The 13,412-nt window shown below is 26.7% G+C and carries 12 protein-coding genes; 5 read left to right on the top strand and 7 right to left on the bottom strand.

Annotated features, from left to right (window positions below; translation table 11 throughout):
• Positions 1–94: 94 nt before the first annotated feature.
• On the bottom strand, positions 95–1,987 hold the full coding sequence (locus tag RT575_RS00425; protein WP_313577940.1) for a S9 family peptidase: 1,893 nt from the start codon (positions 1,985–1,987) through the stop codon (positions 95–97).
• A 129-nt stretch (positions 1,988–2,116) separates the two neighbouring features.
• The gene (locus RT575_RS00420) at positions 2,117–2,935 is read right to left on the bottom strand and encodes a hypothetical protein (protein WP_409515936.1); all 819 of its coding nucleotides are present in this window, start codon (positions 2,933–2,935) and stop codon (positions 2,117–2,119) included.
• A 194-nt stretch (positions 2,936–3,129) separates the two neighbouring features.
• Here RT575_RS00420 and RT575_RS00415 point away from each other — a divergent pair, with 194 nt between their 5' ends.
• The 3 genes from RT575_RS00415 to can all read left to right on the top strand — a co-directional run bounded on the left by RT575_RS00415 (position 3,130) and on the right by can (position 5,796).
• Positions 3,130–3,489 carry a hypothetical protein gene (locus RT575_RS00415; RefSeq protein WP_313577938.1) on the top strand — a complete coding sequence of 120 codons (360 nt, stop codon included), beginning with the start codon at positions 3,130–3,132 and terminating at the stop codon, positions 3,487–3,489.
• An 89-nt stretch (positions 3,490–3,578) separates the two neighbouring features.
• Positions 3,579–5,123, top strand: coding sequence for a solute carrier family 23 protein (locus tag RT575_RS00410; RefSeq protein ID WP_313577936.1), 1,545 nt, complete (start codon positions 3,579–3,581; stop codon positions 5,121–5,123).
• Between the two features lie 28 nt (positions 5,124–5,151).
• Positions 5,152–5,796, top strand: coding sequence for a carbonate dehydratase (gene can / locus RT575_RS00405; RefSeq protein WP_313386803.1), 645 nt, complete (start codon positions 5,152–5,154; stop codon positions 5,794–5,796).
• A 17-nt stretch (positions 5,797–5,813) separates the two neighbouring features.
• Here the strand turns inward: can and RT575_RS00400 are convergent, their stop codons facing one another.
• Positions 5,814–6,911 (bottom strand): DUF3810 family protein, encoded by a 1,098-nt coding sequence (locus RT575_RS00400; protein ID WP_313578656.1) that lies wholly within the window; start codon positions 6,909–6,911, stop codon positions 5,814–5,816.
• A gap of 345 nt (positions 6,912–7,256) precedes the next feature.
• On the opposite strand from RT575_RS00400, the gene RT575_RS00395 reads away from it, so the two are divergent.
• Positions 7,257–7,595: a hypothetical protein gene (locus tag RT575_RS00395; protein ID WP_313386801.1), complete on the top strand. Its 339-nt coding sequence runs from the start codon at positions 7,257–7,259 to the stop codon at positions 7,593–7,595.
• Between the two features lie 78 nt (positions 7,596–7,673).
• Here RT575_RS00395 and RT575_RS00390 read toward each other — a convergent pair whose 3' ends face one another.
• From RT575_RS00390 to RT575_RS00380, 3 genes are all read right to left on the bottom strand, one after another.
• A complete protein-coding gene (locus tag RT575_RS00390) occupies positions 7,674–9,773 on the bottom strand; it encodes a cytochrome c biogenesis protein CcdA (protein ID WP_313577933.1) in 2,100 nt (699 codons plus the stop codon).
• Positions 9,767–11,074: a tRNA lysidine(34) synthetase TilS gene (gene tilS, locus RT575_RS00385; RefSeq protein ID WP_313577932.1), complete on the bottom strand. Its 1,308-nt coding sequence runs from the start codon at positions 11,072–11,074 to the stop codon at positions 9,767–9,769. The genes RT575_RS00390 and tilS overlap by 7 nt, the downstream gene beginning before the upstream one ends.
• A gap of 69 nt (positions 11,075–11,143) precedes the next feature.
• Positions 11,144–11,551, bottom strand: coding sequence for an Rrf2 family transcriptional regulator (locus RT575_RS00380; RefSeq protein ID WP_313386798.1), 408 nt, complete (start codon positions 11,549–11,551; stop codon positions 11,144–11,146).
• A 240-nt stretch (positions 11,552–11,791) separates the two neighbouring features.
• On the opposite strand from RT575_RS00380, the gene RT575_RS00375 reads away from it, so the two are divergent.
• Positions 11,792–12,214 (top strand): hypothetical protein, encoded by a 423-nt coding sequence (locus tag RT575_RS00375; protein WP_313386797.1) that lies wholly within the window; start codon positions 11,792–11,794, stop codon positions 12,212–12,214.
• Positions 12,215–12,612: 398 nt separating this feature from the next.
• On the opposite strand, the gene RT575_RS00370 is transcribed toward RT575_RS00375, so the two are convergent.
• Positions 12,613–13,251, bottom strand: coding sequence for a LysE family transporter (locus RT575_RS00370; RefSeq protein ID WP_313577931.1), 639 nt, complete (start codon positions 13,249–13,251; stop codon positions 12,613–12,615).
• Between the last annotated feature and the right edge of the window lie 161 nt (positions 13,252–13,412).

Here is a 13,412-nt window from a genome sequence, read left to right as displayed (position 1 = left end):
TTAATAGCAAAATTTTGATAAAATATCACTAAAAATAATAACAAAAGAGGCTATTTTAATAAATAGCCTCTTTTGTTATTATTTAATGAATCATTTATAATGTTTCTTTTAACCATTTAAAAAATTCGTTGTGCCACACAATAGAATTTTGAGGTTTTAAAACCCAATGATTTTCTTCAGGAAAATAAATAAATCTCGATTTAATACCTTTTAATTGTAACGCTTGATAAGCTTCTTGTCCTTGTCCCATTGGTACTCTATAATCATGGCCACCAACATAAATTAACATTGGAGTATTCCATTTATTAACCAATTTTGGATTACTAGGATCAAATTCCGTATATCCTTTTTGAACATCTTTATTCGTTGTATCCCACCAAGGACCTCCTACTTCCCAATTTGGAAAAAAGACTTCTTCTGTAGTTCCATACATTGATTTCAAATCAAAAACACCATTATGAGAAATAAATGTTTTGAAACGACCTTCATGAATACCAGCTAAATAATATACAGAATATCCTCCATAAGATGCACCAACTGCACCTCTTCTATCTTTATCTACATAAGATTCTTTAGAAAGGTCATCTATTGCAGACAAATAATCTTTCATCACTTGCCCTCCCCAATCTTTAGAAATTTGTTCATTCCACTCAACACCATGACCTGGCATCCCTCTTCTATTAGGAGCAATTACAATATAACCTTGTGCTGCCATTAATTGAAAATTCCATCTTGTTGAATAAAATTGAGTTAATGCTGACTGTGGTCCTCCTTGACAATATAATAAAGTTGGATATTTTTTAGTTGGATCAAAATTTGGAGGATAAACTACCCAAGCATGTAATTCTTTTCCATCTGTTGTTTTTATTTTACGTGCTTTTACATCACTTAACGCTATCGAATCAAAGATATCTTTATTTTCGTTAGTTAATTGTGTAAGTTTTCCTGTTTTTAAATCCACTACAAAAATTTCTGCTGCATGATTAAGGTCTGTTTTTGTAACAATAGCCTTGTCTCCAATAATTTCCTTAAGATCAGCAATATCAAAATCACCATTCGTAATTTGTTTTACTCTTGCTGTATTTTTCTTTTTAGAATTAACTTCTATTTCAAATAACTGGATTGTACCTCCAACAGGAGCATTGAAATAGATTTTTTTACCATCATTACTCCATTTATAAGCTTGTACAGTTCCATCCCAATCTTTAGTTAAGTTGTATTCTGTATTCCCGTTACGAATGATTAAATCATTTTTATCAGCTTCATAACCATCTCTTTCCATTCTAAGAAAAGCTAAATCTCCTTTTGATGAAAAACTTGGACTTACATCATAACCTTTATTTTGTTCAGTTATATTCGTTGTTTTTTTAGTTGATAAATCATATTCATAGATATCTGTATTTGTACTAAGAGCATAATCAGTTCCATATTTCTTTTTAGAAACATATAATATTTTTGATCCATCAGGCGACCAAACAAATTCAGAAACACTATAAGGTTCATCATTTAAAACATCAATTTTAGTTGAGTTTCCATCTTTATTTTCTGAAACAAATAAATGGTCATAATTCCCATCATTCCAAGTATCCCAATGTCTATAATTTAATTCGTTGTAAATTTGAACATTAGATTTATCTAATTCTGGATAAAAATCTGATCCAAAAACCTTTTGTAATTTTACTTTATCAGTTTCTGCTTTGAATTTATTATCCTTTGATAAAGATTCATCAGCTAAAAGATTTTTATAATTTTCTATAACTGTAGAATTTCCTCCTAATAAAGGAACAATAAATGTTTTAGAAGATTTCTCTTGAGTTTTTACATCTGTAGATGTTACTTTGTAAATAAGATTTTTTTTATCTTTTGTTACTCCTACAGGAGATACATTTTTTACTTGCCATAACAGTTCTGGCGTCATTACTTTTTGTCCCATTGCAGTTGTAGTTATAAAAGCTCCAGCAACTAATAGAGTAAATTTATTGATCATGATATTTGACTTAATTATTGTAAAAATACAAATTCTTTACAGAGAGCACTATATTTTATAAAACAAAAATCCTTCAATTTGACATTTAGCAAATTGAAGGATTTAATTTGTTTTTTTTCTAATTGTATATTAGAAATTTATTTTATTCTTGTGTGTAAATACTGGAATAATAGCTCCAAATACAAGATTTTGTTGAGAAAATGCAAAGCTTTGTTTTGCTTTATCTGATTTATCAGAAGTTGTTCTAATATCACTAAGATTAGCATAGCCACCCTTCATCTCTGCTTGTATAAAGAAATAATCCCAGAATGTAAAGTTAATACCAACCATTGCTGCTGCTGCAAAACCAGCTAAATGAAACTCATCATTTCTTGCTCTTTCCATTAATTTCACATTAGACTTTGGATATAAAATACCTGCACCTACACCTTCTGTTATATTAACGTCAATACCTTTTCCATTTTTAGAAATTGGTAAACGTAATAAATTATCAAAACGACGAATTTCTAAATTTGCATAATTTAAACCATCAGTATGCTCAAATGTTAAAAAATCTTCTGTTAATTTTTTATTAGTATTATCATAAGAACCATCAAAAGCAGATCCTGTGTTAATATTACCATTCATATTAACTACCTGATCTTGATCCATTACATATTTCATATGATCAATACCAAAAGATATATTCCAATTGTCTGCAATAAAATATCCTAAACGGAAATTATATTGAGGAATAGTCATTGAACCTGGTTTAAAATATTTTATCCCAAAATTCGTTTGCCTGTCATGTGCAACAACATTATCTAAAGTAAAATCATATCCATCACCCTTAAAATGGATATCTGATTTTGTATATTGAGCATGATTCCAACCCCAGTAAACATAAAATTTACCTTTATTATGTTTTCCTTGTCCGAAACTAGTAGCAACGATTGCAACTAGAAACATTAAACTTATATACTTTTTCAAAATTTTAATTTTTTGCAAATTTATCCTTATTTATTTTTATGTGAAAATAAAATTAAGGATTTGTTAATATTTAAAATGAGTAAATTTTATAAAAGGTTAATAAATAATAATTAAATATTAAATTTTGAAAAATTAATTTTGTTTTTGAAATTAAACATATATTTTTGTCAGAAATGAATAATAACCTAGCAAAACATATTATTGGAATATTCTTCACCTTGATATTAGTGTTCAGCACAAATATGCAAGGATTTGCAGGTTATGTCGATCAACAAATTAAATTAGAACAAAAAGAAGTAAAAAAATCTCAAAAGAAAATTAATAAATTATTTTCTCAATCCTCTTCAGAAGAAGATAATAATCAAAGTAATTCTTCATCCAAAGAAATAACTGAGAAAATTCAATATTTTCATGAAATTAAATTATTCACATTTGCTAATTTAAATACTACAGAAAATTATAATTACTATCATTCAAAACATTATAACTTTATGAATGATGGTGTTACAACTCCTCCTCCAGAAGTTATTTAATATCTTAAATACATCAAATTTTTAATAAATCTTATCCAAAAGGAACAAGATTTGTTGACTGTATCATAATATTAAATCAATTTAAAAACATGAATCTTTTTCAAAATTGGAAAAAAGACATACCGGCAAGTATCGTTGTCTTTTTTGTAGCACTTCCTTTATGTTTAGGAGTTGCTTTAGCAAGTGGAGCTCCTGCATTTGCTGGAATTATTGCTGGAATTATAGGAGGAATAGTCGTTGGGCTCATTTCAAAATCTCAAATAGGTGTTTCTGGACCAGCTGCTGGGTTAGTTGTTATTGTATTAACAGCTATAACAGATTTAGGTGCTTATGATATTTTCCTTGTAGCGGTTGTTATAGCTGGTATCATGCAAATTATATTAGGTATTCTAAAAGCAGGAGTAATAGGATATTACTTTCCATCATCAGTTATAAAAGGAATGCTTTGTGCAATTGGGATATCTATCTTTTTAAAACAAATACCATTAGCATTTGGATACAAAGGAAGTTTTAACTTTTCTGATTTTAAAGCTGAATATATTACTTCTGGAGCAATTATAGTTACATGTATTTCATTGTTTATTTTGATTATTTGGGATAACTTTTTAGCTAAAAAAGCAAGTTTTTTTAAATTACTTCCAGGTTCTCTTATAGCTGTTTTAGTAGGGATTATTTATCAAGTCACAATTGGAGGATCAAACGATAATCTTTTTGCTATTGATGACGATTTACTTGTAAGAGTTCCAATTCCTGATGATATTGAAAGCTTTTTGAAACAATTCACAACTCCAAATTTCTCAGCTGGAATTACTAATCCTCACGTATGGCAAGTTGCACTAACAATTGCTATTGTTGCTTCATTAGAAAGTTTACTTTCTGTTGAAGCTGCAGATAAAATTGATCCTTTAAAAAGACAAACACCTACAAATCGTGAATTAATAGCTCAGGGAATAGGAAATTCTCTTGCAGGTTTTATAGGAGGTTTACCAATAACACAAGTTATCGTTCGTTCATCTGCTAATGCAATGAGCGGTGGTGTATCAAAATTATCAACTATTACACATGGTGTTTTACTTTTATTAAGTGTGATTTCTATTCCTGTTTTCTTAAATATGATTCCTAATGCCGTTCTAGCATCTATATTATTAGTAATTGGCTTCAAATTAGGTAATCCAAAACAATTCTTGGACATGAAAAGATTAGGAAAAGACCAATTAATTCCCTTTGCTGTAACAGTTTTTGCTATTCTTGCTACAGATTTATTAAAAGGTATAATAATTGGGCTTACTGTTGGTATTGTTGTTACACTTATAAAATCATATAATAACTCACATGCAATGCTGATAAAAGAAGGTAATATTTTTCATATGAATTTTGCTGAAGAAGTGACTTTTGTAAACAGAGGTGCTATAGTTAAAGCTTTAGACAGCCTAAAACCTGGTTCTAATTTAGAATTAGATGTTCGTAAAACTAAAATCTTGGATTATGATATTGTTGAGTATTTAGATGAATTTAAAATCAAAGCAAAAAATAATAACATAAATATTAAATTAATTTCTGAAAGAGGAATTGTTGATAACCCTCCTTCATTTAGAGAATTCTTTGGCTACGTAATTGTTGCTGGAGCTCATTAAAACTAAACCATTTTTAAAACTAAATATAATGAAAAACGATTTTTATAAAAATATACTAGATAAAAATAAAGCTTGGGTTGAATCAAAATTAAACTTAGATCCTGATTTTTTTAATAAACTTGCAGATGGTCAACAACCTCCTCTTTTATGGATTGGTTGTGCTGATAGTCGTGTTCCTGCAAATGAAATCATAGGAGCACAACCTGGAGAAGTTTTTGTTCACAGAAATATAGCAAACATGGTCCTTCACTCTGACATGAATATGTTATCTGTATTAGATTATGCTGTAAATGTTTTAAAAGTAAAAGATATAATAGTTTGTGGGCATTATGGTTGTGGTGGTGTAAAAACAGCCATGGGAAATTCTTCTGTTGGTTTGATTGACAATTGGATTCGCCATATTAAAGATTCATACCGTTTTAACAAAGAAGAATTAGATGCAATAACTGACGAACAAAAAAGATTTGATCGTTTTGTTGAAGTAAATGCTATCGAACAAGTATTAAACTTAGCAAAAACATCTATTGTACAAAATGCTTGGGCGAAAGGTCAAGAATTACATGTACATGGTTGGGTTTATGGAATTGCATCTGGTCTTGTAAAAGATCTTGATGTAACATTAGATTCTAATGAAGATTTAGAAACTGTTTTTCAATTAGATATAACTCATTAACTAAAAAAAGCTACCTTTTATTTAAGGTAGCTTTTTTTATGATATAACTTATAAATCAATTCTACATATTTACCATAGCTAACTGTACCTTCTTGATTATTCGCTTTAAGAAATTGATTGTTTAACTCAGAAAAAACATCACTCGTTCCTCCCTCATATTTATAGTAAAATTTTATTTCAGCATCTCTGTCTCTTTTTATATTATAATTCATATTTTTTATTTCATTTTTAACAAAATAAGGATCTGACTTATATATAGCTGCTAATAAAGAATAAATACTTTTGTAAAAAACAGCATAATTTACTTCATAATTTTTAGAATAACTTCCTAAATAATATGCTATAAAATTAGCTTCACTTTCTGAAGCAAATCCCATTTGATGAGCATATTCATGGAATAAAGTAGAAGGTTGTTTAATCGAAGTATTATATTTATTTAGATTAGATTCTATAGTAAAAGGATTGTAATATCCTAAAATACCTAAATAATTCTGTAATAATGATATGTTTGAAAATTTATAATGAGAGTTTTCTAAAAATCGATAATTCTTTAACCAATTTAAATCCTTTAATTTATATTGTAATTGATAAAAATCTTTATTGAAATCTTGAATTGAAGACTGAAATTTCAAAACTCCCTCACCACCATAATTAATTTGATTTCTGGAATAGATAGCCTTTTCTAATTCAGAACAATATATTTTTTTTAACTCTTTACTATCAATATGAATTGTTTCACGATCAAAAGTTAATGTTTCTTTTTTATACATTATGCCCCAAGAAAACATATAGATAAAATAAAAAGTATTTATAAAAACCAAAATACTTAAAATTATTTGGCTTCTTTTTATTGTATTACTCTTAAAACAATATTTTAATAAAAGGTATAATAATCGAATAAAGAAAAATAAAATCAATAGATAAAAAAGCTCTCCAAATGGGAAATTTATAGAATTCGTAAATTTTGATAAAAAATTACCTAAAGGAAATACGATTTCATTAACAATGAAATCATTTAAATTAGTATTAGAAAATAAGATTGGATAACCTACAAGTTGAAAAATAAATACAACTATAGAAATAAATATTTCTTTATATTTTTTTAATTTATACATCATCTAAAAATAATGAAATTATTAAAATTTTAATTACTACTAAATATAATTAATATTTATTATATATAGACAGATGAAAAGAGGACTAAAAATATAAGCTTACTTTAAATAAGTATAAATTTAAATAATGAAGATCAAAACAAAAAGCTAATGATTTTTTTTAGTTTTTCATGTAATCATCAATAAACAATGACATTTAAATAAATAATAATCAATTTATTACGGTTAATTTTTAACAATTAAAAATTGTGATTTTTTAACTACTCATTAAATGGTAATGTTTTTTTTACATAGATTTTTTTTTATACATTTGTATTCCAACAACCTAAAATAAACTCTTACTCTATGAATAAATGTCTACAATGTCATCAACCATTGTTTGGAAGAAAAGACAAGAAATTTTGCAATGATTTATGTAGAAATACCTACAATAATAATCTAAACCGAGACAAAGTAGAAATTGTCCGTAATATCAACAACAAATTAAGAAAGAATAACAGAATATTGAAAAATATTTTGGAAGTTGGTAACCGCTCTGTTAGTAAAAATTATTTAAATTTAAATAATTTTGATTTCAAGTATATTACTAATGTGAATGAATCAAAACATGGAACTGTATTCTATGTTTATGATGTTGGTTATCAAAAAATAGACGACGAAAATTATTTATTATTTCAGGAATAAATTTTTATTTTTTTATTGAAAAAGCGTATTAACTAAGTTAATACGCTTTTGTTTTTTTATTTAAGTTGAATAATCCTTTTATTTTTTTGAATGATATTTTTTAATTCCATCTTTCAACCATTTCAAATAAACGTCTACATCCAATTCTGCTTCTAAAGGTTTAGAAAAACGATTCAAATCTTTATCTACAAGAATGTAATATGGTTGAGCATTTGCATTAAAATGTTCGATTTCAAAAGATGTCCATTTATTACCAATTGTTTTCAAGTTTCGGTCTAATACTTTAGAATATACTTTTTCAGCTTCAGGCAATTCTTTTGCCTCATCAACATATAAAGAAATCAAAACAACATCTTCTGATAAAGCTTTTTTTACTCTTTCATCACTCCAAACTCGTTCTTCTACTTTTCTACAATTCGCACAAGCATGACCTGTAAAATCTAGTAAAATTGGTTTATTTACTTTTTCTGCATAAGCTGCACCTAAATCAAAATCTTTAAATGAAGGTATTCCATTTGGACCAGCTTCCATATTAGGATCATCAAATTTTGCAATTTGACCTCCTACTCCTTCATGAAAACCTCTAGGAGATTCAGAATAAGTCATTGGAGGTGTTAATCCACTTAATAATTTTAATGGAGCTCCCCACATTCCTGGAATTAAATAAATCATAAATGTAAATGATGCCAATGCAAAAAACAATCTTGGAACACTTAATGTTTGTGTTGGAGCATCTAATTCCAATCTAAATTTACCTAATAAATATAACCCTAATAAAAAGAATATTGCAATCCAGAATGCTAAGAAAATTTCTCTTGGTAACCAATTCATTTGCCATACAAGATCTGCATTTGATAAGAATTTTAATGCAAAAGCTAATTCTAAAAATCCTAATGAGACTTTTATTGTATTTAACCAACCTCCAGATTTTGGCATAGAATTCAACCAACTAGGAAACATTGCAAACAATGTAAAAGGAATTGCTAAAGCTAACGAGAAACCAAACATACCTATCATTAAAGAATAGTAATTTGATTCTTGTGTTGCTTGCACTAATAGTGAACCAATAATTGGTCCTGTACAAGAAAATGATACTAAAGCTAATGTAAATGCTGTAAAAAATATACCTATCAAACCTCCTTTATCTGCTCCTTTATCTGCTGCATTAACCCATTTACTTGGTAATGTTAATTCAAATGCCCCAAAGAATGAAATTGCAAATACAATAAAAACTGCAAAAAATGCTAAATTCACCCAAGGATTTGTAGATATTTCATTTAAGAATGATGATCCGAATAATTTTGTTGCAATTAATCCTAAACCAACATAGATAACAATAATAGATAATCCATATATAAATGCTTTGCCTACTCCTTCTCCTTTCGACTTACTTTGTTTCGTGAACATACTTACAGTAAGTGGAATCATTGGAAAAATACAAGGCATTAATAATGCTGCTAATCCTCCTAAAAATCCTAAAGAAAAGATTTTTAATAAACCATTATTTTTCTTTTCATTATCTGCTAATAAAGAATCATCTATATTTTTTCCAATATTTTTATTTTCTGAAACTGATGATGAAACTAAAGAACTATCAACAACATTAGAATCTGTTGCTACTGTTGTAGATTCTATAGAATCTATATGATGAGGTTGCTCTATTGCTTTAACTTCTTCTTTTACATTCTTATCCTCAACTTTTTTTTCAGCTTCAGCAGAAGTAGATGAAGGCATCAATTTAACTGTTCCACTTGTTTCATCAGGTGGTAAACAACGTTGGTCATCACACATCTGAAATTCTATCGTATAAGATATATTTTCAGGCTTACTTCCTGTAACTTTTATTTTTTGAACAAATTTTACTTGATTTTCGTAGTATTTTTCATCTTGTTCGAAAACCTTACTGTATTGATCTATTCTTTTACCAACCTCTTTTACTCCACCCACTAATTTAGAATTAGCAGAAGGCTTAAATGTTGCAGAAGCTGGAATTCCTATTCCTCCATCAGGATGTTTCGATGAATAAAGGTGCCAACCTTTATCTAATTTTCCTGTTACTTCTATCTCAAACTCATTTTGCCCAATTTCTTTCACAGAACTTGACCATTTTGCAGGACTAAAAAGTTGTGCATTAATTAAAATTGGAAACAAAAAAAGTATCCAAAGTTTCTTTAACATACTGTAATGTTTAAAAAGTTTTTACTTGTTTTTGTTATTTTAAATCGATCATCCAAACGATAATTTACTACCCAAATTATTTGATCTTTCTGATCACAAAGTAAGAAAACTTGCTCTTTTTCAAGCTTTGATAACTTTAAATCTTTCATAAATTTACTCACCAATTTCTTTTGACCTTTCATACCAATAGGATAAAAATAGTCTCCCTCTTTCACTTTTCTAAGTTTTAAAGGGAAAGAAACAGTTGTATAATCTATAACTTCTGTAGCTTCATTACTTTGACTTATCGATTTCTCGAACATCAAATTTACTGAATTGATTTTAATAAAATCATCTAAAATCACTATTTCATCTTTATCAGCTGGTTCGATTGATTGCAGTAATATATAATCTCTATTTTTAATTAATCTATAAGTAGTTGATTTTATTTCACTTCCTGTTTTAGAATCTAAAAATTTCATCAATTCAGGAATAGAATTAAACCCATATTTTTCAAATAAATAAAATAAATATGTTTCTAACGGATGAAGTACTTTTAGAGCTTCTATTTGAATTTTAATTGGATTTTTTTCCAAAAATAATCTATCCTCTATTTCATTTATTCTATCTTGAATAATCATCTTATTCTCATTTAAATAAGATAATGTTTTAAGAAAATTATCATTAAACTGAGGATGAATATCCTTGAGCACTGGAAGAATATGATGTCTTATCTTATTCCTTGTATAATCATCAGTTTTATTTGTATAATCTTCTCTCCATGATATATTGTTCTCTTTTGCATAATTCAATAAATCATCTTTTGTAAATTCTAATAATGGTCGAAAAATTTTTCCATTGTCTAATTGCATTACAGTAAGACCTTTTAAACCCGTACCACGAGAAAGATTAATCAAAAATGTTTCTACATTATCATCTAAATGATGCGCAGTAACCAAATAATCTAACTTATTTTGATCAATTAATTCATCAAACCAATTGTATCGTAGGTTTCTACAAGCCATTTCTACAGAATAATTTCCAGTTTTTTGATAAGCTTCAACATCAAAACGAATTGAATGAAATGGAATATCATAATGAGAACAATATTCTTTTACAAAAATTTCATCTCCAAAGGCATCTTCATCTCTTAATTGAAAATTACAATGTGCAACATGAAATTTAGCATTAGTATTCCTGAATAAATCAAGTAATACCATGCTATCTACTCCTCCACTTATAGCTAATAAGTAATTAGTATCTGAAAAAGATTTATTTTTTAAGTGATTATTAAAACGTGTTTGTAAAGAAATATTTTTCATCAATTAATTTCAATTGAATAATTAGTATATCTCTAAAATAATAAAAGTCTGAAAAATTCAGACTTTTTATTATTTTAAACTTTCTAATGATTTATTTTCTAAAATTTCTAAAGTAGAATCTCTTAATTCTACCATCACTTTGTTTAGTGTACAAACCCCTTCGTTTGGACAATCATCACATTTTTCATAATAATTTTTACTAACACAAGGTAATAGTGCAATCGGTCCTTCTAGAACTCTAATTAAAGAAGCTAAACTTATATCCTTGGGTTCGCGAGCTAGATAATATCCACCTCCTTTACCTTGTTTAGAATTTACAAAGCCTAATTTTTTTAAATCTAACAAAATAGCCTCCAAGAATTTTTTAGGGATAACTTCTGTATCGGATATTTGACCAATTAATACAGGTTTATTACTTTCTTGTCTGGCTAAATGCGCCATTGCTTTTAATCCGTATTTCGTTTTTTTAGATAACAATTTTGTCTAATTTGATTTACAAAAATAACATTGATAGACGGATAAACCAAATATTAATTAAAATCCTTACATCTACTCTATGATAATTTTATCTATTTTTTTTATTAATTACATAACTGAATAATTTTTTCTGAATATTATAATTAAATCAGCACTCTAATTTAGATAGCTTGTTAACTATAAATATTAGTTGTTTTTTAATAAAATATGTTTATTTTTAATAAAACTAAATTTTAAAAATTGACAACAATAGACAAATTATACCATATAAAAAACCTTTTCATTCTTGGAAAAAGTGATGGAAAGTTACATGAAAATGAAATAAAAATTATTTCTGATATTGCGAAACAGCAAAATCTTACTGCTATAGAAGTTAGCTATATTTTGAATGAAAAAACAGATATACCTTTTATTCTTCCAGAATCATTTATAACTCGATTAAGTATGTTATATGATTCTGTTTTATTAATGGTTTCAGATTTCAAGATACATCAAAACGAAAAAAGAATTTGTATTGATTTAGCAAAGAAATTCGAATTTAATCCTCAAATCATTGACCGATTGATTGATGATATTCTAAAATATATTATTGAAGGAAAAGAATGTAATGAAGTGATTGAGTATTTAACAAAATATGCTCATCCAAAAAAGAATTTAAATTAAATGAAATATTCGTTTATATTATTTTTTTTACTATTAATGATATCATGTTCGAAAGATTTCAAAAAATATAGAGATATTAATAATCACAGAATATATGAATTTCAATGTAATGAGAAGTATTTTTTAAGTCTTGATAATTGTGATTGTAAAAATTTACCAAAAAACTATTTTATCCCAATAGGAGATTCTAGAGATCATTTTTATGTTATATATTTTAGAGAAGAAAAAAATAAATTAAATATTTATTCTTTATATGATGAAATTAAAACATATGGTAATATTAAAGACAGTATTAACTTTCACATTATTGAAGATAATTCTTTTTTTATTAATTTATTGAAGATAAAGATTTTAAACAGTTTAAAGGTTATTCTAGTGGAGATTTAAATCCTTAAAAATCAAGAAAAAAATAATTGATAAATCGTAAAAAGTGAAACTACACTTGTTATACCTCCTATTACAAAATTAATATTCTTTAGTACAAATGAATCTTCCTCTGATTTATTTTTAAAATAAGCTAAATACAATCTAAAAATAAGCATTGAACCTAAAACAACTCCAAAAGTAAAAATAGAACTATTAGGCTGTCCAAAGACTGTAACATTATATGAAACTAATGTTGCACTAAAAAACACATAAAAAGGTATAGGAAATAGATTTATAGCTGATAGCAGAAATCCATAGACAAGCTTATTTTTTTGATCAACATAATCATTATTCAACTTTTTTCGTTTTTTCTTCTCATCAACCTTTGGAGCTAAGAATAAGAAATAAATTGTAATTAATACAAAGATAAGTAATCCTCCTTCTCTAAATAATTTTGTTACATTATCATTAAAATTAATAAACTTAGCTAAAAATAATGAAACATAAACTTGTATAGCTATAGTAATTGCAGTACCAGCCATGAATGTATAGGCACTTTTAGTTCCTTCTTGTTTACCTATTTTTACAACAGTCATGTTTAATAATCCTGGAATAGATGATCCTATAAAAGCTGTAAAAATTCCAATACAAAGGAGTTCCAAATACTGCATTAATTCTTGTTATTTTTTAAATTTATCAAATTTATGGATTCTAATTCGATATTTATTCAAATTTGAATTAGAATACTCATAAAATCAGGGAATTTTAATTAAAAAAGTCACTTTCAAATGAAAGTGACTTTTTTAATTATGTTAAATGTAATTTGTTGTTG

It is taken from the genome of Chishuiella sp. (assembly GCF_032109125.1).
Classification (GTDB): domain Bacteria; phylum Bacteroidota; class Bacteroidia; order Flavobacteriales; family Weeksellaceae; genus Empedobacter.
The sequence above is the reverse complement of the archived record's forward strand: the minus strand, read 5'-3'. Positions and strand labels throughout refer to the sequence as shown.

What these genes read in the sequence shown, in the direction of transcription:
- RT575_RS00425 (WP_313577940.1), bottom strand. Translation starts at nt 1,987, where the DNA reads ATGATCAATAAATTTACTCTATTAGTTGCTGGAGCTTTTATAACTACA.
- RT575_RS00420 (WP_409515936.1), bottom strand. Translation starts at nt 2,935, where the DNA reads ATGTTTCTAGTTGCAATCGTTGCTACTAGTTTCGGACAAGGAAAACAT.
- RT575_RS00415 (WP_313577938.1), top strand. Translation starts at nt 3,130, where the DNA reads ATGAATAATAACCTAGCAAAACATATTATTGGAATATTCTTCACCTTG.
- RT575_RS00410 (WP_313577936.1), top strand. Translation starts at nt 3,579, where the DNA reads ATGAATCTTTTTCAAAATTGGAAAAAAGACATACCGGCAAGTATCGTT.
- can (WP_313386803.1), top strand. Translation starts at nt 5,152, where the DNA reads ATGAAAAACGATTTTTATAAAAATATACTAGATAAAAATAAAGCTTGG.
- RT575_RS00400 (WP_313578656.1), bottom strand. Translation starts at nt 6,911, where the DNA reads ATGTATAAATTAAAAAAATATAAAGAAATATTTATTTCTATAGTTGTA.
- RT575_RS00395 (WP_313386801.1), top strand. Translation starts at nt 7,257, where the DNA reads ATGAATAAATGTCTACAATGTCATCAACCATTGTTTGGAAGAAAAGAC.
- RT575_RS00390 (WP_313577933.1), bottom strand. Translation starts at nt 9,773, where the DNA reads ATGTTAAAGAAACTTTGGATACTTTTTTTGTTTCCAATTTTAATTAAT.
- tilS (WP_313577932.1), bottom strand. Translation starts at nt 11,074, where the DNA reads ATGAAAAATATTTCTTTACAAACACGTTTTAATAATCACTTAAAAAAT.
- RT575_RS00370 (WP_313577931.1), bottom strand. Translation starts at nt 13,251, where the DNA reads ATGCAGTATTTGGAACTCCTTTGTATTGGAATTTTTACAGCTTTTATA.